Raw genomic sequence first — 19872 nt, forward strand, 5'->3', positions numbered from 1 at the left:
CTTCAGAGGAACCACATAGATGCAGTTTTTCAAAACCCCCACCTCCGGTCGCATTCTCCACCGGTTGAAATTTGGACTAGCCGCTTCTCTGATCGCACTTGGTGCTGGTAATCTATCAAGCAATGCATGGGCCGAAACGACCCTGACCGCTGTTATGCATTCAGATCTGCGTATCCTCGATCCGGTTATAACCACGGCGCATATCACCCGCGATCATGCCTATATGATCTACGACGTTCTGATCGCCGTGGATGAGAATTTCAAGCCGCAGCCGCAAATGGCGGACTGGACGATTTCCGATGACCAGAAAGTCTACACGTTCACACTACGCGACGGTCTGAAGTTCCATGATGGCGCGCCGGTTACAGCAGCCGATGCTGTGGTATCCCTGGAACGCTGGGCCAAGCGCGACACGGGTGGTCAGCTCATCATGGACATCACGGAGTCGCTCAAGGCCACAGACGACAAGACACTGGTATGGACGCTAAAGGAGCCTTTCGCACCGTTCCTCGATACATTGTCCAAGCAGTCTGCCCTTCCGCCTTTCATCATGCCCGCCCGCATCGCCGCAACCCCAGCCGATACCGCCATAACAGAATATATCGGTTCGGGCCCGTTCAAATTCGTGCCTGAGGAATTCCAGCCGGGTGTCGGTGTCAGCTACGTCAAGAACGAGGATTACGTCCCGCGTAAAGAGCCTGCCAGCTGGATGGCTGGCGGCAAGGTTGTGAATGTGGACAAGGTGCGCTGGGTCACAATGACGGACGCCCAGACAGCGGTCAACGCATTGATGAGTGGTGAAGTTGATTATATGGAGCAGGTCCCGGTCGATCTGGTCCCGCTGTTCGACGGCGACGATTCCGTCGTTCTGGAAAAGCGCGATCCGTTTGGCTACCAGACGATGGGCCGTTTGAATTTCAAGTACCCGCCTTTCGACAATCCAGATATTCGGCGCGCGGCCTTCCTCGCGATGTCGCAGGAACCAGTGCTGGCCGCATTGATGGCGGATCCGAGCTATTACAAGGTTTGCGGCGCGATTTTTGGTTGCGGTACACCAAATGCCACCGATATCGGGGCTGAAACCATAACGGCGAAGGGCAATATTGAAGAAGCCAAGGCACTTCTGAAAAAGGCCGGCTATGATGGCAAGCCGGTCGTGATGATGCAGCCGACCGACGTTACCAGCTTGTCACCTCAACCGGTTGTCGCCGCGCAGCAATTGCGCGCGGCTGGTTTCACGGTCGATATGCAGCCGATGGACTGGCAGACGCTGGTCGGTCGCCGCGCTTCCAAGGACGAACCGTCCAAGGGCGGCTGGAACATCTTCTTCACCAACTGGCAGATCCCGGAAATCGCAACGCCGCTCAATTCGGTGATGCTCAACGGTCGTGGTGACCAGGGCTGGTTCGGCTGGCCGAAGGACGACAAGATTGAAGCGCTGAAGAAGGATTATATCGCCGCGCAGTCGCCGGAAGAACGCAAGGCGGTGGTCGAGAAGATACAGGCGCATACGCTTGAAAATGTGCTCTATATCCCGCTCGGCGAATACAACCCGCCACAGGGCCGACGTTCCAATATCGTCGATATGCTCGGCTCGCCGGTGCCGGTCTTCTGGAACGTGAAAAAGACAGAGGAATAATCCTGCCTCGCCTATCGCGCCGCAAGTCTCCCTGGCGTGATAGCTCCCTGTCCAACGCGGAGCCGGTTCCTCCCTCCGGTTCTGCCTCACGCGGGACGTGTCTATGGCTGTCTATCTGATAAAACGCATTCTTGCGCTGGTACCGGTTCTATTGCTGGTATCGATCTTCGTCTTCCTCCTTTTGCGCCTGACGCCCGGTGATCCGGCGGCAATCCTCGCAGGCGATGCTGCGACGACCGAGCAACTGGAGCGTATTCGTGAGTCTATGGGCCTCAATGAGCCGATCTTGACCCAATATTTCACCTGGATGGGCAAGATATTGCAGGGCGATCTCGGCGTGTCGCTGATCTCCGGCGTTCCGGTGCTCGACATGGTTTCGCAACGCATCGGCCCGACCATTTCGATTGCCGTTCTGACCATCATAATTGCAGTTCTGGTGGCGATCCCCATGGGCGTCGTCGCGGCCTGGCGGCATCGTTCCTGGATTGACTATCTGGTCATGAGCTTTTCGGTTCTCGGCTTTTCCGTGCCCGTATTTCTGGTTGGTTATGTGCTGTTGTTGATCTTCTCGGTCAATCTCGGCTGGTTGCCGGTTCAGGGTTTCAAGCCGATTTCATCGGGCTTTGGCGGCTTCATGCAACGCGCAATCCTGCCGGCCCTGACATTGGCTTCGATCTATATCGCGCTCATCGCCCGCATGACCCGCGCGGCGATGCTGGATGTGCTGGGTGAAGACTACATCCGCACCGCACGCGCCAAGGGCGTGAGTGATCGCCGTCTTCTTTTCGTGCACGCGCTGAAGAATGCAGCGGTGCCGGTCGTGACGATTGTGGGTACGGGTTTTGCCTTGTTGATCTCCGGTGTTGTCGTCACCGAGAGTATCTTCAATATTCCGGGCATCGGCCGCCTGACTGTGGATGCCGTGCTTGCGCGCGACTATCCAGTCATTCAGGCCATGATCCTTCTGACGAGTGCGCTTTACGTGTTCGTCAACCTGCTGATCGATCTTTCCTACACACTGTTCGACCCAAGGATTCGTTACTGATGCGCTCTGAATCGACATCGGCTGGCATGCACTGGATGCTTCGCCTGTTCTCGTTGCCGCGCGTTACTCGCGTCGGTATCGGGCCGCTGGTTGCGGGCGTTCTTCTCGCCGCAATCGTTCTGCTTACTCTAATTTCACCCTGGATCGCGCCGCACGATCCTCTTGCTATGAACCCGCTGATGCGTCTGAAACCGCCTTCGGATGAGTATCTGCTTGGCACGGACAATTATGGCCGCGATCTCTTCTCCCGCATGATCCTCGGCGGGCGCATCTCGCTCCTGATTGGGCTTTTCGCGGCGGCGGCGTCGATTGCTGCCGGTGTTTTCATCGGTCTCGTCGCCGGTTTCTTCCGTACCGCCGATGCAATCATCATGCGCATGATGGATGCGCTGATGGCCATGCCGTCGATCCTGATTGCCATCGCTCTTGTCGCACTCAACGGGCCGTCCATCGGTTCGGTGATCGTGGCGATCACCATTCCTGAAATTCCGCGCGTGGTGCGTCTGGTCCGTTCGGTTATTCTGAGCGCCAGAGAGGAGCCTTATGTCGAAGCCGCACTGGCGCTCGGTTCCAGCACACCGAAAATCCTGTTCCGCCATCTTTTGCCGAACACGATGGCGCCTCTGATCGTGCAGGGTACCTATATTGTCGCATCGGCCATCCTGACCGAAGCGATCCTTTCATTCCTCGGCGCCGGTATCAGCACCGAAATACCGACCTGGGGTAACATCATGGCGGAAGGCCGCCAGTTCTTCCGCATCAAGCCGTCCATTGTGCTTTGGCCTGGCCTTTTGCTGACATTGTGCGTGCTATCGATCAATCTTCTGGGCGATGCGGCACGCGATAGTCTCGATCCACGTCTCAAGAAGCGGGAGGGCTGATATGGAACTGCGCAATCGTGATTTCTCGCAAGAGCCCGTTGTGCTTGAGGTGGAGAACCTCGCCGTTGCCCTGCCGGGCGGCACGCCTGTCCTGCGCGGCGTCAGCTTCGATATCCGCAAGGGTGAAACGGTGTGTCTCGTCGGTGAATCCGGCTCGGGTAAATCGGTGACCTCGCTGACCGCGATGGGGCTTTTGCCCAAGGATGCCCTCAAGGTGCAGAGCGGTGCGATCCGGCTGGACGGCAACGACCTTCTCAAACTGTCGCTCGCCGATATGAAGAAAATGCGCGCCACGCGCATTTCCATGATCTTTCAGGAGCCAATGACGGCGCTCAATCCTGTCATCCGGGTTGGCGAACAGATCACCGAGGTACTCGACGTTCACACCGCGCTCTCGGCGGAAGCCAAACGTGCCAAAGTCATTAATATCATGGAGCAAGTGCATCTGCCGGATGTCGAGCGGATTTATCAGAGCTATCCGCATCAGCTTTCCGGTGGGCAGCGACAGCGTATCATGATCGCCATGGCGCTCATTCTGCAGCCCATGCTGCTGATTGCCGACGAACCGACCACCGCGCTCGATGTGACGACGCAAAAGCAGATTCTGTCACTGATTGCGGAATTGCAGGAAAAGCATGGAACCGCTGTGCTGTTCATCACCCATGACATGGGTGTGGTTGCCGAAATCGCGGATCGGGTCTGCGTGATGCGTAGTGGTGAGATCGTGGAGCGTGGCACCATCCGGCAGGTGCTGACGCAGCCACAGCAGCAATATACGAAGGACCTGCTCGGTTCGGTGCCCAGCCTCATTCCTCGTGCGCCTCGTGCACCGCTGGGACGCGATCCGGTCATCCGGGTCCGCAATCTTGGCATGACCTATCAGAGCGGCGGCATTTTCAACAAGAAGCCTGGCGTCAAGGCATCGCGTGAGGTGACCTTCGATCTTCAGCCGGGGCGCACGCTCGGTATTGTCGGTGAATCCGGCTCCGGCAAGACCACGGTGGCACGGTCGATCATGCGCCTGATCGAACCGACGGAAGGTGAAATCGTCGTCAACGGTCGCGACATCGCCCATCTTGGCAAACGCGATATGAAGCCGTTTCGCAAAAAACTTCAGGTCGTGTTTCAGGACCCGTTCCGCTCGCTCAATCCACGCTGGACTATTGAACAGAGCCTGACCGAAGGCCCGCTGAACTACGGCGTCCCTTATGAAGAGGCCGTGGAGGAAGCAAAGCGTCTGTTGAAGATCGTGTCGTTACCGGAAGATGCGTTGAAGCGTTATCCGCACCAGTTTTCGGGCGGGCAGCGCCAGCGTATCGCAATAGCCCGCGCGGTTGCGCTCCGCCCCGACATTCTGGTTGCGGACGAGGCTGTGTCGGCGCTTGATGTGTCGGTGCAAGCGCAGGTTCTCGATCTGCTTGCCGAACTTCAGAAGGACACCGGCATCGCCATCATCTTCATCACGCACGATCTGCGGGTTGCAGCACAAATTTGCGATGAAGTGCTGGTGATGAAGCGTGGCGAGGTGGTCGAGCAGGGAGAGGCTGCCGCTGTACTGGGAAGCCCGTCGCACGACTATACGCGCGCACTTATTGAAGCGGCCCCCGGTCGCTTCTGGGATTTTGCGGCAGGGCAGCTAGTCGCCTGACCGTCGTCTGATTGGGGGCAGCAAGAAGCGGCCCCGATTATCCGAGTGATTTTAAACAGGAATGAAATCATGCCCATTATACCGTTTATTGAGGAGAAGGCCGGCGAGATGCGCGCGGTTTTCGAGGACTTGCATCGTCATCCCGAAATCGGCTTTGAGGAAAAGCACGCTGCGGGCGTGGTCGCCGATCTTCTGGAAAAGTGGGGCTTCGATGAAGTTCATACTGATATTGCGACGACCGGCGTTGTCGGCATCCTGAAGGGACGCAACGCGGGCAATCGTCGGGTCGGCCTGCGCGCCGATATGGATGCGCTGCCGATCGATGAAATCTCCGGCGTGCCTTATACGTCGCAAAACCCCGGTCGCATGCATGCCTGCGGTCATGACGGGCATACGACGATGCTGCTCGGTGCCGCGCAATATCTGGCGGCGACGCGCAATTTTGAAGGCAGCGCGGTTTTCGTTTTCCAGCCTGCGGAAGAAGGGCTGGGCGGTGCGCGCCGCATGATCGCGGAAGGGCTTTTCGAGCGCTTCCCATGTGATGAAATCTACGGCATGCACAATCAGCCTCTGGGAACGCTTGGCAAAGCGGTCATCCGCAAGGGCGCGGCCATGGCAGGTGCGAGCTTCTTCGATATCAAACTAACGGGCAAAGGGAGCCATGCGGCACAGCCGCACAATTCACGCGATGTATTGGTGATCGGTGCTGATCTGGTCGGTCAGTTGCAGACCATTGTCTCGCGCAACATTCCGGCGACTGAAGCCTGTGTCGTTTCCTGTACGCAATTCCACACGGGCAGCGCTTACAATATCGTGCCGGAAGTGGCGACGATCACCGGCACGATCCGTTACTTCGAGAAAAGCATCTGCGATCTTGCTGAAAGCCGTCTGCGCGAAATCTGCGCTGGTGTCGCTGCCGGTTACGGTGTGACTGTCGATGTCGATCTTCGCAATGTGTTCGATGTTCTGCGCAACGATCACGATCTCGCAGACGCTTATATGGCGGCAGCGCGCGATGTGCTGGGCGAAGATAATGTCAGCGACGACACGCCCGCGGCCATGGGCAGCGAGGATTTTGCCGACATGCTTGCGCGTGTGCCGGGCGCCTATATCAATGTGCAGCACGCTGGCAAAGCGGCGCTTCACAACCCCGCCTTTACGCTCGATCCTGCGACCCTGCCTATCGGTTCGTCGATCTATGCGCGAATCGTGGAAACCCGTCTGCCAGTGAATAAGGAATTAGCCGCATGAGCGCGCATGAACTGCCATTTGATCTCGACGACATGATTGCGCGCTTGCGCCCATGGATCGAGACGGAAAGCCCGACCTTCGATGCGTCGGCTGTCAATCGCATGGTCGACGCTGCCGCTTATGATTTTGCCGCCGCCGGTGCAAGTGTTGAATTCATCCCCGGACGCATGGGATTTGGCGGCTCTCTGCGTGCACGCTTCCCGCATGCGGATCAGGGCAAGCCCGGCGTTCTGGTGTCCGGCCATCTCGATACCGTGCATCCGCTCGGCGTCATTGATGTGAATCCCTATCGCCGCGAAGGCGGAAAGATTTATGGTCCCGGCATTCAGGACATGAAAGGCGGTAATTTCGTCGCTCTTGAAGCCATGCGCCAGATCATTCGCTCGGGACTGACGACAAAGCTACCCGTCACTTTCCTGTTGACGCCCGATGAAGAAGTCGGAACGCCTTCGACACGCAACCTGATTGAACAGGAAGCGCTGAAGAACAAATATGTTCTGGTGCCTGAACCGGCGCGGCGCGATGGTGGTGCTGTGGTGGGCCGCTATGCGATTGCCCGCTATAATCTCGAGACTGTCGGACGGCCCAGCCATGCTGGCTGGCTATTGGCGGAAGGCCGTTCCGCCATCCGCCGCATGGCGGAAAAGATCATCGATATCGAAGCGCTCACCACGGATGACTGCACCTTCTCTGTCGGCGTTATTCAGGCGGGGCAGTGGGTCAATTGCGTCTCCTCGAACTGCAAGGCCGAAGCGCTCAGCATGGCCAAGACCCAAAAGGATCTTGAGGACGGCGTTGTTCGGATCATGGCGCTTGCGGGCGTGAAAGACGATGTCGAATTCATCGTGACCCGCGGCGTGACCCGCCCTGTTTGGGAAAATGCGCAGCCTCAGGATATGAAGCTCTTCAACTTCGCCAATGACATTGCCAAGGAGATCGGCTTTTCCATGACCGCACAAAGTTCGGGCGGCGGGTCTGATGGTAATTTCACCGGTGCACTCGGCATACCAACGCTCGACTCCATCGGCGTGCGCGGCGAAGGCCTGCACACTTTGGGCGAGCATATCTTCGAGGACAGTCTTGTTGAACGGGCGCGGCTCCATGCGGGCCTGTTCCTGGGGCTTGAATAAAGCGTGATGGGTGCGGCCATGTTCGATGCAAAGTCGGATGAGATGAAACTTGATGCCCGTCGGATCATGGGTCTGAAAGAGGACGTCACCATTATGGTGGATCGGTGGGGTGTTGCTCATATTCGCGCCTGCAACCTTCACGATCTTTTCTTTGCACAGGGCTGGAACGCCGCACGTGACCGACTCTGGCAGATCGATATCGCGCGAAAGCGCGGTCTTGGCCTGCTGGCCCGCGATTTCGGTCCCGGCTATCTTGAACAGGACAGGGCTGCAAGGCTGCTGCTTTATCGCGGCGACATGGCTCCCGAATGGAAAGCCTATGGACCGGATTCGGAAGAGATCTGCACCGCATTTGCCGGTGGCATCAACGCCTATGTCGATGCCTGCGACGCGGGCACGATAGCGCTGCCGCCGGAATTTGCGCTGCTTGGTCATCGGCCTGATCGCTGGAAACCGGAAGATGTCGTGCGCGTTCGAACCCATTCGCTCACGCGCAATGCGTCATCCGAACTTTTGCGGTCGAAAGTGATGGCAGCGGCCGGGATCGAACTTGGCGCGAAACTCGATCAGTTGCGGAAAGAATTGTCGCATGGCGTCGTCCCGCAACCGGTAGACGGGTTCGATCCGGCAATCATGACGGATAGGGTTCTGCGCGATTTCAATCTCGCCGTCAGTCCGGCGACATTCTCCAGGGACCGGCTTGCCGCGACACTGGGGCAGGCTGGTCTATGGACCACGATCGCTCCATCCGGTGAAATCGTCAGAGCCGCTTTCGAAGAAGGGTCGAACAACTGGGCCATATCAGCGGGTAAAACCAGTACAGGCCGGCCAATTCTGGCTCTGGACCCGCATCGCACGCATATTTTGCCGTCGATACGCTATGTCGTGCACCTGTGCATGCCGGGACTGAACGTTATCGGTGCGGGCGAACCGATGGTGCCCGGCATATCGATGGGCCACAATGGCACTGCCGCTTTCGGGCTAACCATTTTCGGTGCGGACCAGGAAGACATCTATGTCTACCGCACGCAGGAAAACAATCCCGATCTCTATGCCTATGAAACGGGCTGGGAATGCGTCCGGACTGTGATGGAACCAATTTCCGTGAAGGGTTATCCGGATCAGACGGTAGCATTGAAGTTTACCCGCCATGGCCCGCTCCTTTACGAGGACCCGGAAAATAATCGCGCTTTCGCATTGCGCACAGTCTGGATGGAGGCGGGCATGGCACCCTATATGGCCAGTCTTTCCGTCATGCGGGCGACCAGTTATGCGGCGTATGCAGATGCATTGGCAGGCTGGGGCTGCCCATCCGTCAATCATATCTATGCCGATACCGGTAACACGATTGCTTGGAAGCCGTCCGGGGCGACACCCGTTCGCAGCAATTGGGATGGCCTGCTTCCCGTGCCGGGTGATGGGCGTTATGAATGGGACGGATATTTGCCGCCGCAAGTCGGCCCCCACGAGATCAATCCGGCGCGCGGTTTCGTGGCGACTGCAAATGCCATGAATGTGCCTGACGATTGGTCACGTTCGAATCCGGCCATCGGCTATGAGTGGCTCGACAGCAGCAGGCATAATACGCTTCATCGCGAATTGTCGAAGGCAGAGCCGATATCACTGGAAGATTGCGCGCGCCTGCAATGCTCGACCTTTTCCCCAATTGCTGGACGCGTGCTCGCCTGTTTGTTTGCCATGCCAACAGTCACTCAGTCCCGGGGCTGGCAGTTGCTGCGAGACTGGGATGGCGATCTCGCGGCTCGGTCTGCGAGCGCTGCCTTTTTCGAGGTTTGGTTCAGCCAACATCTCGGCCCACTTGTCGCCCGGATGAAGGGCGCTGCGCCGGAGATTGTACCGTTGCTTATGCCGTTTGATGCTCCGAGCGTTGTGGCGTGGCTGGAGCGAGCGGAAGCCGACGGGCAGATGGGTGAACGCATTCGCCAAAGTCTCAATGACGCCTGGACTGAATGCGAAGCCTTGATGGGTGCGGATCCCGAGTGCTGGTCGTGGGGGCAAATCCACAAGCTGCATTTGCAACACCCCTTGCAATCTCTCACCGAGGAAAACTGGTCCTTGCCGCCTATCGGTCTCGGCGGAAGCAGTTCGACGCTCAATTATGCCAATTATCGTCTGCGGGATTTTTCCGTTCTGGCCGGGCCATCAGTTCGCATGGTGATCGACGTTGGGGCTTGGGATAACAGCCTGTTTATCAACAATCCGGGGCAGTCGGGCGTTCCGAACACACCGCATTATCAGGACCTTCACGCCAAGTGGCGCGACGGGAACCAATGTCCGCTCGTCTACTCGTCAAAAGCGGTGCAAGCTGCGGCCGTGCAAACAATCATGCTAAAAGCATAAGCGTGTGATCTTGTTTGGTGATTGTCGACTGCGCTCTCTTTTTCGGTCACACGCCCAGAATGACTTTTTCAAAGCGGAAATTGGTTCTGTTGCAAACATTCGTTTAGCACGGAGCGCGGCTTATCTGGAGACGCAATTATGTTGTGAGTGTTGTGACATGTTGGTTGAGTGGAAGCGGTGCGGTTGTGCCGAAACTGCTTTGCAGCTTTCGCATCATGTGAATGGGTTCGATACTGCGAGCGCGCTGCTGGCAGTGGCTTCAGACTTGAAGCCGAGCATGGATTGTATCGCCGTTATGGTAGACGGCACGATACAGACAAGGCCATTCGCTTTTGACCTTCACATAGGTCTCGTCTGGGTTCCATTTTCGCGTGACTTGCGCTTTCGCCGATTGAAGCACCCAAGCAAGTATGGGGCCGAAATGCAGAACCCAGTGATGCATAGTTGAGTGATCCATCGCGATACTGCGCCCAACCATCGTTTCCTTCTGGTCACGCAGGCTAAGATTGTAAGCCAGTCTCAACGGGCACATAGAAGGATAACGGAATTATGGAAATGGCGGTCTTTGAACATCAAATAACCCAACTTTTTGAAAGCTCGAAATCTATATCAGTGTTCATTGACGAGACGTCTGCACAGAGCCCCTCGATTGTCCAGGCTTTAGTCCGCACCTCCAGTGGCCCAGTTCTGGGTAGCACTCAACAGGCGGCGCCCATCCCACTTCACGTATGTTGCTCAAGAAAAACACACGCTTAAAGAGAAATCGGCATAAATAAAAAATAATTGGAAAATATATGAGCAAACTAATACAACAAATAAATATAAATCAATTCATATAACTACATATAGAATTATACAAAATATTGATTCAGATATCAACGACATTAAAATTAATTAATGTATCTGGAAGAGAAACATTGATAATGAACTTGTTAATTTAACCGATATTTCCCATATTCTAGCGTACGGACTAATGCCGTAGTTCACAATCAAAACTGCGCTCCAAATCTGTAGGGCTTTTCTTCAATGATCGCAAATCGTTATCTCTGTTACATTGCAACGCTGGCTGTATTGTCTCTGCCAATAAGTGCACCGGCGGTGACAACTCGCGCCTACGCTCAGCCGACTTCGACTGTTCAGACAAAAGAACAGGCCTTGAAGATTGAAGTTTACAACCCCGGACCGGGCGCCATGTTCCCAGTGGCCTCAGTTTTGGTTACGGGAAAACAAGATGCAATATTGATCGATACCCAATTCTCGGCAGCCGATGCGCGCAAACTGGTGGATTTGGTTCAATCATCTGGCAAAAGGTTAGTTGCCGTTTATATCAGTCAGAGCGATCCAGATTATTACTTCGGCTTGGATATTGTACAGAAGGCGTTTCCAGATGTCCCAATTCTGGCAACGCCGCAAACAATCGCACGGATGAAAGAGACTGTTGACGGAAAATTGAAGGTTTGGGGTCCGAAACTGGGGGAGAATGCGCCTGCGCGGATTGTTATGCCCCAGCCACTTCAAGGCGACACTCTCACCTTGGAAGGTCAAACACTGAAGATTGTCGGCTTGGATGGACCAGAACCAAGTCGCAGCTTTGTCTGGATTCCTTCCATCAGTACAGTATTGGGTGGAATTCCAGTGCACGGTGGACGACATCTGTTTATGGCGGACGCACGAACAGCTGAAGCCCAGGCCAACTGGCTGACGACCCTGGATCGAATTCGCGCATTGCAGCCGAAAACCGTTATCCCAGGACACTTTATTCCGGGGGCTCCCTTAGATTTGCGTTCAGTGGATTTCACGGCAAGCTATATCCGCGCTTTTCAGGAAGAAGCGGCTAAAGCCAAAAAATCCACGGAGCTAATCGCCGCGATGAAGAAGCGGTTCCCTAACCTCGGTTCACAAAACGTGCTTGATATAAGTGCCAAAGTCGCAACCGGTGAAATGCAGTGGTGACACTGTGACGAAAAACGCTACGCGACCGAGCACCTGTTGCGCGATGCGAATATAAGAGGCTAGCGCTATCCTTGAGGGCTCTTCTTCTGATTTGGGCGAGCTTAGAGCTCGCCCCTAGTTTGGCAGTTTCTGGATACTAGCTAATTCTGAAACGTAATCGGCTGAGCAGTCAAGGACCACGATTTAGACCACTCCCAAACAACGCCGTGTGGACCACGTCTTTCGAATCTAGACCCTTGCGTTTGAAAGGCGATGTAGCGTCCCCAAGAAAATATTCACGAACTGCAATTCTGTGAATGCAAAGGCGTTTCCCAAACCTATTCCCGGCTTCTCCGAACATCGCAAACTGGAACGTCTTGTCAGTGCAAGCCTCTTACCCGCTTAGGCAATCGGCGTAACAGCCAAACAGGCCCTAGCGCTACCGCAAATGTCGGACTGGGACACAATCGCCGACGGACTGCGGGTTGGTCTTATAGTCCTTGATACCAACCGCGGGATGACATTGCCAATGACAATGCATGTTGTCTGGCAACAGAATGAGCTGGTTTCTCCTGGAACTCCATAGTCGGTTGATGACGCAACGCGTGCGCCTGGCGTGCAATTATCTGGATGCATTGCCGCGATGCCTAAGCCTAAGCCAAGTCGTACCCGGCATTAGGTCTGGCGTTGTCGACATTCAATTGTTTTGCCCGCAATGGTCCGTTAGGAGCAGGCGATGTGCCAACCACACTTTACCACCAAAAGACGGGGGCGTTTTGAAGATCGGCCTTCAGACCCAAGGCGAGTGTGCTTTGATCGCGATCATGCTGTAAATTCACATTCTGTCGATAAAGGAGCGTTGGGCGAGAACCCATTCGTCGGGTACGGCTCGTGGTACTGCCAGTGCTTCTTCTGGTACTCGCCTCAGCCCTGAAGCTTCTAGTATTTCGCTATGACATCTAAATGGCTTTGCCCAGTTATCTCGCCAGCCTTGACAGCCCCCTTATTAAGGGGCGCGCTGAAGCCGTCTCCCGGTGGGCCAGATTTCGTGGCCGAGTTCATTTTTCATTGAAATATTTTACTTCACGAACGATCCTTCCGAAAGAGTCGGTCGGACGCAAAAGGGGGGCTACTACATGTGAAATTGCTTGCCATGCCCGGATAATTCCACGGTAAAACCTTATCGATGCGGGACCGCGTGTGACCGTTGATGATGACCGTGCCTGCCTCCCAGTAAGGTGAGCGTCGGTGCTGAGGCAGGCAAGTTAGCTTCGATAGGGCAGAGTTCGCCTGTGCGCTTCTGACCTTTCTCAGCAATTGGGTTGAGCCATTAGGGGGATCTCGATCAGCTTATGCCGGGCGTGCGCACAATGACAGGCGATTTTGATGTCGGGACCGACGCAATCAGACGATTATGCCCAGCATATTCATCAACCTGAAGAAAGCGCGTGAACCTTTGCAATATCCGTTCAGCATCTGGCCCGCCGCAACCGGGAGCACAGGTGAAGGTCACACCAGGCGGGGCGCCGCCGCCCCAAGGTCGGTCATTACGGGCCAGCGCCAAGTAGTACCCAGTCTTGGTTTTGCGCGAACCGGGATTGAGCAGAGGCGCGCAGGTTTCGTCCATGAACGGCTTGGCCGAGCGCTTCAAATCGGCGATCAGAGCTACAAAGATCGGGCGCAGCTCGAATGCTGCCCGGACGACCCGCTTGGCGAGCGTGGAACCGTCGAGATCAGTGTCGTAGCGGCTCATGATCTGGGCTTGTCGATAAAGCGGTAGATGCTCGGCGTATTTGGAGACCAACACATACGCAATGGTCGCATCTGTCGGCAAGCCGGCCTGGATCAATCGAGTGAGTGCTGGAGCCTGGGCAACGCCGTCAGTGCCAGGCGCGGCAAGCATATTGGGGACTGCGGGTGAGGATGATGCAGAATTGCGCCGAGATAACATCCAGCCGCTTGGAGATGTCTTCACTGATGCAATGTAGGCGCCACCGCAAGCACAGATCAAGCGTTCTGGCTCGATAATTTCCTCGATACGAGGAAGATGGGCGGGCAAAGAGCCGCGATTGGTGGCAGGGGGTCAAGGCTGCGGCTTCACAGAGAGCTATCGGCGTCATCTCCGGCATGGATGGCGGCAATGGCCGTTTCCAGCTTCTCCAGTCGCTCGATACGATCGTGCTTGCGTCACGATCAGCATGGCCTTCAGCGCAGCAATGTTGTCTGGAAGATCGGCGGCATCCCACACGCCAGAAATCTATCAACCCTCGTCACGTTCCGCCGGAAGAATCCGCCGTCCGAGCCATCGCGCCACATCTATTCGATGGCATCCGGCGGTCTTACGACCACGGAACGAACCCGACACCAGTCAAAGGCCTGCGAATAACGCTCCGAACTGCGTGTGGCCCAATGTCATTGGGCCATCCCTGACGCCCGGCTAGATGAAGGTGTGTTCCTCCAACCGCCTTTAAGCGATTACCAGTCTGCTTCCACCCCAGTAGATGAGCTTCAAACGATCCGCTTTCCGCGACCGGAGTACGAAGACCGTACCCGTAGAAGGGTCTTTGTGAGGTTCGTTCTTGACCAGAGCCGCTAGCCCATCATGGCCGTTGAGGAAATCGACGGGCTTTGTCGCCACCATGATCCGGACCCGACGATGATCTCGAGACGGCTGGCCCTCTTGATCGGCGGTTTCGAAATTGGTGGTTCGACGAATACCGCTGCGATCTCCACCGCATCTTCGGGGGCGGGCAGAACCAGTTTGCCCTGCTGCGCCATCGTTCGCCAAGTCGATAGGTGGTTAGGCTTCAGGCCGTGGCGCTCAGCGACCTCATTCACTATCGTCCCGGGCCGTAGACTCTCCAACACGATCTGCGCTTTGACCTTATCAGTTCAACGCCGGTGGCTCTCACGTCCCGACTTTCTGGTCGTGAGAAACTTCAATGTACTGTCCATCGGGAAACTCCCATTGCTCGTCCATAGAAAACCGATCACAGATTAAGGGAGTAAGGACAACGTGGCAGCGGAACACCGGTTACGATAATCTCTGGGCTCCGGATGCAATATATCCGCGACACACGAGGTACAGGCTTCGGCACGCGTATCCAGCCCTTGCTATGCTTTGGGGCAAGCGGCAGGGACGGCAGCAGCTATCGCATTGGAGCAAGATTGCAATAGTCGGTCTGTTCGCGTGAATTTGTTGCAGCGCAAACTAAAAGATGCGGGAGTCATTCTTAGTCTCTAATAAAAACGAGAAAGTTGCGCCCTCATTAAGTAGAGCAGACTGCGAAGAAAATGCTGCCTTCCACAGATTTGCTCATCCGTCCTGCGGCAGAACTCAAGGGCTTGAAAACAGATAGCAACCGAACAGTCGCAAGGCCAAGCTCAAACGACCACTGCAAGATCTGGCGAAGCGCGCAAGCGGGATATGTCGCGCGCGGGCGGTTCTCCAAAGTGCCGACGATATTCGCGAGTGAACTGCGACACGCTTTCGTAACCGACGCGAAGTGCGGCAGTCGTTGTGTCGATATCCTGGACCAGCATCAAGCTGCGTGCTTCCTGAAGTCTCAATTGCTTTTGAAACTGTAGCGGCGTTCTGGCTGTCACTGCGCGAAAATGCTCGTGCAAGCTCGACGAACTCATGCCAACTTCCGTGGCAAGTCGCTCTATGCTGAACCGTTCCCTGAAGTTTTGTCCGATCCAGGCGATAGCGCGCCCGACCTGGGCCACCCGCCCCTGACTGGAAGTGATGTGGCGCATTCTTGCTCCATCAGGCCCCGCGAGCAGGCGATAGAGGATTTCCTGCTCAGCAAATGGTCCGAGCACAGGTAGCGCTGCTGGATCATCAAGCAGCCGCAGCAGACGTAGTGCCGCGTCGAGCAGAGTGGGGTCGGCGTTAGAAACGGTCTTTCCTGTTGGCGGAGAGGCCGTCCCAGACGGCATCGGAACACGCAATGCCAGCTGTCCCAATATGACAGGATCGAAATCGAGGTAGAGACAAAGATAGGGCTTGTCGGGCGTCGCCTGCACCACTTGACCAGTCACCGGCAGGTCATGTGTTACGATCCCGTAACGTCCCGGCGCATAGTCGAATACCCGATCCCCGAACGTGACGTCTTTGCGTCCCTGCGCAACGAGGCACAGTTGCGGCCGAAAGACATTTGGCATGGGCATTGTAACTGTGGCGGATCGTACAAGCGTCAAACGTTCGATGGGAGTGGTCTGAAAACCATCCTTGGTGACGTGACGGGCAATCAAAAGTGCGATTTCTGTCAGTGTTTCCATGGGAGGGACAATTGCATGCGTGTGGAAGGGCGGCAATTCGAAAAAGCGATTGCTGGAGGATTGGGCAGCAATTCCGGCGCATCGGGCTAACGCCGGACTGTTGATGCGTATCACAGTGTTGGAGCGGATGGGCGCAGCCAAGCCCGGCTGCGAAACAAATATGGAGCGAACATGTTGATTGATAATTTGAAGATTCCCGCGATTGCGCTGGGAACATGGGCTTGGGGCGACAGCGGCGAGACTGGCAATGGTTACTTTGGCAGTTATCTGACGCGCGCAGGCTTGGAAAAAGTTGCAGAAAAGGCAAATGCAGCTGGCTTTACACTGTGGGATACCGCAGTGGTATATGGCATGGGTCGTTCGGAAACCGTACTCGGGGAGGTCTTGAAGCGTTTTCAACGCTCGGACTATCAGCTCTCGACGAAGTTCACTCCGCAGGCTGCGGGAACCGGCGAGAATGCGATGGCGGATATGCTGGAGCAAAGCCTGTCCCGCCTCGGGACTGATTACATCGACCTTTACTGGGTTCACAATCCAGCCGACGTAGCGCGGTGGACACCGCAGTTGATCCCATTGTTGCAGAGTGGGAAGATCAGGCATGTTGGCGTCTCGAACCATAACTTGAGCCAAATCAAGCAAGCCGACGAGATTCTCGCAGAAGCTGGTTTCCGGGTAGAAGCGATCCAGAACCACTACAGCCTTCTCTACCGTAGCTCCGAAGATACTGGCATCCTGGACTACTGCCGCCATCGGGGTATCCCTTTCTTCGCCTATATGGTGCTCGAACAGGGTGCCTTGAGTGGTAAATATAGCCCGGAGAATCCACTACCGGAAGGCAGCAACCGGGCGGAGGCATATAATGGCATGCTGCCTCAGCTGAAGGCGCTAACAGACAAGCTCGCCCTGATCGGCCAGAGCCACGATGCGGCAGCACCCGATGTGGCGGTAGCTTGGGCAATCGCCAAGGGAACAGTTCCGATTATCGGCGTCACGAATCCCAAATATGTCGAAGGTCTGGTCCGAGCTAGCAAACTAACGCTTAGCGGCGTTGATATAGCTGAGCTTGAAGTGCTGGCTGATGCCGCTAATGTGAACACTCGCGGTTGGTGGGAAAAAGCGATGTAGATCCCGCAAGGTGTCTCACCCGGACCGATGTCCAGTGTCGTCTTGGTGATGTTTATCTTTGTTTTGAATGGCTTGTTTCTCATTCCAGACAGGCGGTAAGCTGCGGAAAAGTGCTCTGACCGTATGCAGGAGTTGAGGCGTGCATCCATTCAAGATTAAAATCCCGGACGAACAGATAGATGATCTGAAACATCGTCTGCGATACGCTCGTTTGCCTGGGGCAATTTTCCAGGAAGGCTCCGAAGATGGCATTCCCCTTCCGTTTATACGCAAGTTGAAAGACCATTGGCTCGAAAATTTTGATTGGCGGGAGCAAGAAGCTCGCCTCAATCGACTGCCCCAATTTCAAACATTGATCCAGGATTGCACGATACATTTCGTGCACGCCAAGGGCGTCGGACCATCACCAGCCCCCATCGTTCTCACGCATGGCTGGCCGGGTTCGTTCGTTGAATTTGAGAAGCTGATCTCACATCTAACGGATCCTGCCAGCCACGGTGCTGATCCGAGTGATGCGTTTGATGTGGTCGTCCCTTCCCTTCCCGGGTTCGGGTTTTCAGCGGCCCCTGTTGCACCAGGAACCAGTAGCCGTCGCGTTGCCGCATTGTGGCAGGAACTCATGCTGTCGCTGGGCTATCAAAAATATTTCGCTCAAGGTGGGGATATTGGGGCTGGTGTGTCAACATGGCTCGCCGCGCTCTACCCGCAAAGTGTCACTGGTGTTCACTTGAACTATATTTCCGCCAGCTTTCGGCCACCGACGGGCCCTGACTTTCCACCAGTGAGTGCCGAAGAAAACGCATTTTTCGAGCGCGTTTCAAAGTTTGCAGCTGAGGAGGGGGCATATTCCGCCCTTCAGGCGACGAAGCCACAAACCTTGTCTTATGCGCTCGCCGACAGCCCAATAGGTCTTGCAGCGTGGATTTCAGAAAAGTTCGAAAGCTGGAGTGACCATACAGGTGATCTGGAGACAGTGGTTTCCATCGATGAGTTGTTGACCAATATTTGCATCTACTGGTTTGGCAACAGCATTGATGCGTCTTTGCGGATCTACAAGGAAAACCGCAATCAGCCACTCATTCTGGATGAGTTTTTGCCGTGTGAGGTTCCTTTTGCGATTGCGCATTTCCCAAAAGAACTGCCAATCCCACCGCAATCTTGGATTGAGCGTGCGCTCAGGGTCGAGCGCTGGACGGAGATGCCACGGGGTGGACATTTCGCCGCTTTGGAGCAGCCGCAGGCACTGGCAGAAGACATTCGAGCCGCTTTTCGTCCATGGCGGAGCCGCATCGTATAGCCAACAAATAAAAGAAAAAACTTGCGCGTAGTCAGTGGGCGTTTCAGTGGCTCGGCTGAATCTCATCGTCGCTGGGCCAAACGAAGGCTCCGCGCGCGTTTCGCTATTTGTTTGTAGCGATCACTAAAAAATAGTTGACAGATCGGGTGACGTCATTATTTGTAGTGAACACTACATTGTGACGTGGTGCGGCGAATGCCGCTTAAGCCAATTGGGAATGATGTTGTTATGACATCGATCCCGCAAAAAGGTATGTCGAGATGATGAGCGAACGAATTTTGAAAATTCTGCAACGGGTGTGGGTGGTTGCCTTACTGGCTATATACCTTCCTTCGACAGCATTAGCAGCCGAGAAGAACTACACGGTCAAAGCCCCGGATGGAGTATCTATTGCGGTTCAAGAAACTGGCGATCCTGATGGACCGCCCATAGTCTTCATTCATGGACTTTTAGGCAGCCATCTTAACTGGGAAAAGCAAGTAACCAGCACAACACTGCGGCAGTATCGCCTCATTACCTATGATATGAGGGGACATGGATTGTCGGGAAAGCCGGACGATGTGGAAGCATATCACGATGGGCGTCGGTGGGCGGATGACTTGGCGGCAGTGTTGAAGGCCAGCAATGCCAGAAATCCTGTCCTGGTTGGATGGTCCTTGGGTGGGGTTGTTCTCTCAAACTATCTCGCCACTTACGGGGATAGCGGCATCGGCGGCATTGTTTATGTTGATGGGGTGATTGAGCTCAACGAGAAACTGATTACGCCACATCCTGCCGTCTATGCGGGGCTGGCGTCAGCCGATTTGAAATCGCATCTCGATTCAGTTCGGACATTTCTGCAACTGTGCTTTGAAACGCAGCCTGACACAGTTGCTTTTGAGCGGCTCCTCTCGAACGCCGCAATGGCTTCCTGGGTCATGACGCGCGCTGTTCCATCAATGACTGTGTCTGCAGCCGAGGGGTTGCCCAAGGCTCGCGTGCCCGTTCTTTTGCTATATGGTGGCAAGGATAATCTCGTGCAGGTCAATCCAAGCATTGCACGAGCTCGCGCACTCAAATCAGACATCCAGACGAAAATCTACGCGAAGTCCGGCCATGCCCCCTTCATCGAGGAAGCGCGTCGCTTCAACCATGACCTGACGGCATTTAGAGACTCCATCTCTAATGGTCGCTGACAATCAATCGGCGTGATGCAAGGACATCCTCCATAAACTGCAATGTGGTAGCCGGATCCAAAAGGGTACTTTCACGGAACTCTCAGGCAAATCGGCTACCGCAT

General features: G+C 55.4%; 14 protein-coding genes and 3 pseudogenes. 12 read left to right on the forward strand and 5 right to left on the reverse strand.

Annotated features, from left to right (window positions below):
* The first annotated feature begins 19 nt into the window (after nt 1–19).
* The 7 genes from FGI60_RS06645 (at nt 20) to FGI60_RS06675 (ending at nt 9955) form a co-directional block, all read left to right on the forward strand.
* Nucleotides 20–1639 carry an ABC transporter substrate-binding protein gene (locus FGI60_RS06645; protein ID WP_138784474.1) on the forward strand — a complete coding sequence of 540 codons (1620 nt, stop codon included), beginning with the start codon at nt 20–22 and terminating at the stop codon, nt 1637–1639.
* 103 nt (nt 1640–1742) lie between these two features.
* On the forward strand, nt 1743–2684 hold the full coding sequence (locus tag FGI60_RS06650; RefSeq protein ID WP_138784475.1) for an ABC transporter permease: 942 nt from the start codon (nt 1743–1745) through the stop codon (nt 2682–2684).
* A gap of 35 nt (nt 2685–2719) precedes the next feature.
* A complete protein-coding gene (locus FGI60_RS06655) occupies nt 2720–3565 on the forward strand; it encodes an ABC transporter permease (RefSeq protein WP_235889757.1) in 846 nt (281 codons plus the stop codon).
* A gap of 1 nt (nt 3566) precedes the next feature.
* Nucleotides 3567–5213 (forward strand): ABC transporter ATP-binding protein, encoded by a 1647-nt coding sequence (locus FGI60_RS06660; protein ID WP_138784477.1) that lies wholly within the window; start codon nt 3567–3569, stop codon nt 5211–5213.
* Nucleotides 5214–5282: 69 nt separating this feature from the next.
* The gene (locus FGI60_RS06665; protein WP_138784478.1) at nt 5283–6464 is read left to right on the forward strand and encodes a M20 aminoacylase family protein; all 1182 of its coding nucleotides are present in this window, start codon (nt 5283–5285) and stop codon (nt 6462–6464) included.
* Nucleotides 6461–7594, forward strand: coding sequence for a M20/M25/M40 family metallo-hydrolase (locus FGI60_RS06670; protein ID WP_138784479.1), 1134 nt, complete (start codon nt 6461–6463; stop codon nt 7592–7594). The genes FGI60_RS06665 and FGI60_RS06670 overlap by 4 nt, the downstream gene beginning before the upstream one ends.
* An 18-nt stretch (nt 7595–7612) precedes the next feature.
* A complete protein-coding gene (locus tag FGI60_RS06675) occupies nt 7613–9955 on the forward strand; it encodes a penicillin acylase family protein (protein ID WP_138784480.1) in 2343 nt (780 codons plus the stop codon).
* 280 nt (nt 9956–10235) lie between these two features.
* Here the strand turns inward: FGI60_RS06675 and FGI60_RS06680 are convergent.
* Nucleotides 10236–10528, reverse strand: a pseudogene (locus FGI60_RS06680) (IS6 family transposase); the annotation flags it as partial.
* 453 nt (nt 10529–10981) lie between these two features.
* Between FGI60_RS06680 and FGI60_RS06685 the strand changes: the two are divergent.
* Entirely contained in the window at nt 10982–11908 is a 927-nt protein-coding gene (locus tag FGI60_RS06685; RefSeq protein ID WP_138784481.1) for an MBL fold metallo-hydrolase, read from the forward strand.
* A gap of 1181 nt (nt 11909–13089) precedes the next feature.
* Here the strand turns inward: FGI60_RS06685 and tnpC are convergent.
* The 3 genes and pseudogenes from tnpC to FGI60_RS26785 all read right to left on the reverse strand — a co-directional run.
* A pseudogene (tnpC, locus tag FGI60_RS06690) lies at nt 13090–14135 on the reverse strand (IS66 family transposase); the annotation flags it as partial.
* A gap of 219 nt (nt 14136–14354) precedes the next feature.
* A complete protein-coding gene (gene tnpB, locus FGI60_RS06695; RefSeq protein WP_138784482.1) occupies nt 14355–14528 on the reverse strand; it encodes an IS66 family insertion sequence element accessory protein TnpB in 174 nt (57 codons plus the stop codon).
* Nucleotides 14480–14767: pseudogene (locus tag FGI60_RS26785) on the reverse strand (transposase); the annotation flags it as partial. The gene tnpB and the pseudogene FGI60_RS26785, both read right to left, overlap by 49 nt.
* Before the next feature lie 184 nt (nt 14768–14951).
* Here FGI60_RS26785 and FGI60_RS06705 point away from each other — a divergent pair.
* Entirely contained in the window at nt 14952–15131 is a 180-nt protein-coding gene (locus FGI60_RS06705; RefSeq protein WP_235889758.1) for an FAD-dependent oxidoreductase, read from the forward strand.
* A 140-nt stretch (nt 15132–15271) separates the two neighbouring features.
* On the opposite strand, the gene FGI60_RS06710 is transcribed toward FGI60_RS06705, so the two are convergent.
* Complete coding sequence (locus FGI60_RS06710) at nt 15272–16171, reverse strand: AraC family transcriptional regulator (protein WP_138784483.1); 900 nt, start codon at nt 16169–16171, stop codon at nt 15272–15274.
* Nucleotides 16172–16342: 171 nt separating this feature from the next.
* Here FGI60_RS06710 and FGI60_RS06715 point away from each other — a divergent pair, with 171 nt between their 5' ends.
* The 3 genes from FGI60_RS06715 (at nt 16343) to FGI60_RS06725 (ending at nt 19768) form a co-directional block, all read left to right on the forward strand.
* Nucleotides 16343–17296, forward strand: coding sequence for an aldo/keto reductase (locus FGI60_RS06715; protein ID WP_138784484.1), 954 nt, complete (start codon nt 16343–16345; stop codon nt 17294–17296).
* A 139-nt stretch (nt 17297–17435) separates the two neighbouring features.
* On the forward strand, nt 17436–18593 hold the full coding sequence (locus FGI60_RS06720) for an epoxide hydrolase family protein (protein ID WP_138784485.1): 1158 nt from the start codon (nt 17436–17438) through the stop codon (nt 18591–18593).
* A 260-nt stretch (nt 18594–18853) separates the two neighbouring features.
* Complete coding sequence (locus FGI60_RS06725) at nt 18854–19768, forward strand: alpha/beta fold hydrolase (protein WP_138784486.1); 915 nt, start codon at nt 18854–18856, stop codon at nt 19766–19768.
* Nucleotides 19769–19872: the final 104 nt, after the last annotated feature.

The organism is Brucella haematophila (assembly GCF_005938105.1).
GTDB classification, from domain to species: domain Bacteria; phylum Pseudomonadota; class Alphaproteobacteria; order Rhizobiales; family Rhizobiaceae; genus Brucella; species Brucella haematophila.

Bases quoted from the DNA above. Each gene is read 5' to 3' on its own strand.
- FGI60_RS06660 (WP_138784477.1), top strand. From the start codon at position 3,567: ATGGAACTGCGCAATCGTGATTTCTCGCAAGAGCCCGTTGTGCTTGAG.
- FGI60_RS06670 (WP_138784479.1), top strand. From the start codon at position 6,461: ATGAGCGCGCATGAACTGCCATTTGATCTCGACGACATGATTGCGCGC.
- tnpB (WP_138784482.1), bottom strand. From the start codon at position 14,528: ATGGTGGCGACAAAGCCCGTCGATTTCCTCAACGGCCATGATGGGCTA.
- FGI60_RS06685 (WP_138784481.1), top strand. From the start codon at position 10,982: ATGATCGCAAATCGTTATCTCTGTTACATTGCAACGCTGGCTGTATTG.
- FGI60_RS06665 (WP_138784478.1), top strand. From the start codon at position 5,283: ATGCCCATTATACCGTTTATTGAGGAGAAGGCCGGCGAGATGCGCGCG.
- FGI60_RS06675 (WP_138784480.1), top strand. From the start codon at position 7,613: ATGTTCGATGCAAAGTCGGATGAGATGAAACTTGATGCCCGTCGGATC.
- FGI60_RS06715 (WP_138784484.1), top strand. From the start codon at position 16,343: ATGTTGATTGATAATTTGAAGATTCCCGCGATTGCGCTGGGAACATGG.
- FGI60_RS06710 (WP_138784483.1), bottom strand. From the start codon at position 16,171: ATGGAAACACTGACAGAAATCGCACTTTTGATTGCCCGTCACGTCACC.
- FGI60_RS06725 (WP_138784486.1), top strand. From the start codon at position 18,854: ATGATGAGCGAACGAATTTTGAAAATTCTGCAACGGGTGTGGGTGGTT.
- FGI60_RS06655 (WP_235889757.1), top strand. From the start codon at position 2,720: ATGCTTCGCCTGTTCTCGTTGCCGCGCGTTACTCGCGTCGGTATCGGG.
- FGI60_RS06645 (WP_138784474.1), top strand. From the start codon at position 20: ATGCAGTTTTTCAAAACCCCCACCTCCGGTCGCATTCTCCACCGGTTG.
- FGI60_RS06650 (WP_138784475.1), top strand. From the start codon at position 1,743: ATGGCTGTCTATCTGATAAAACGCATTCTTGCGCTGGTACCGGTTCTA.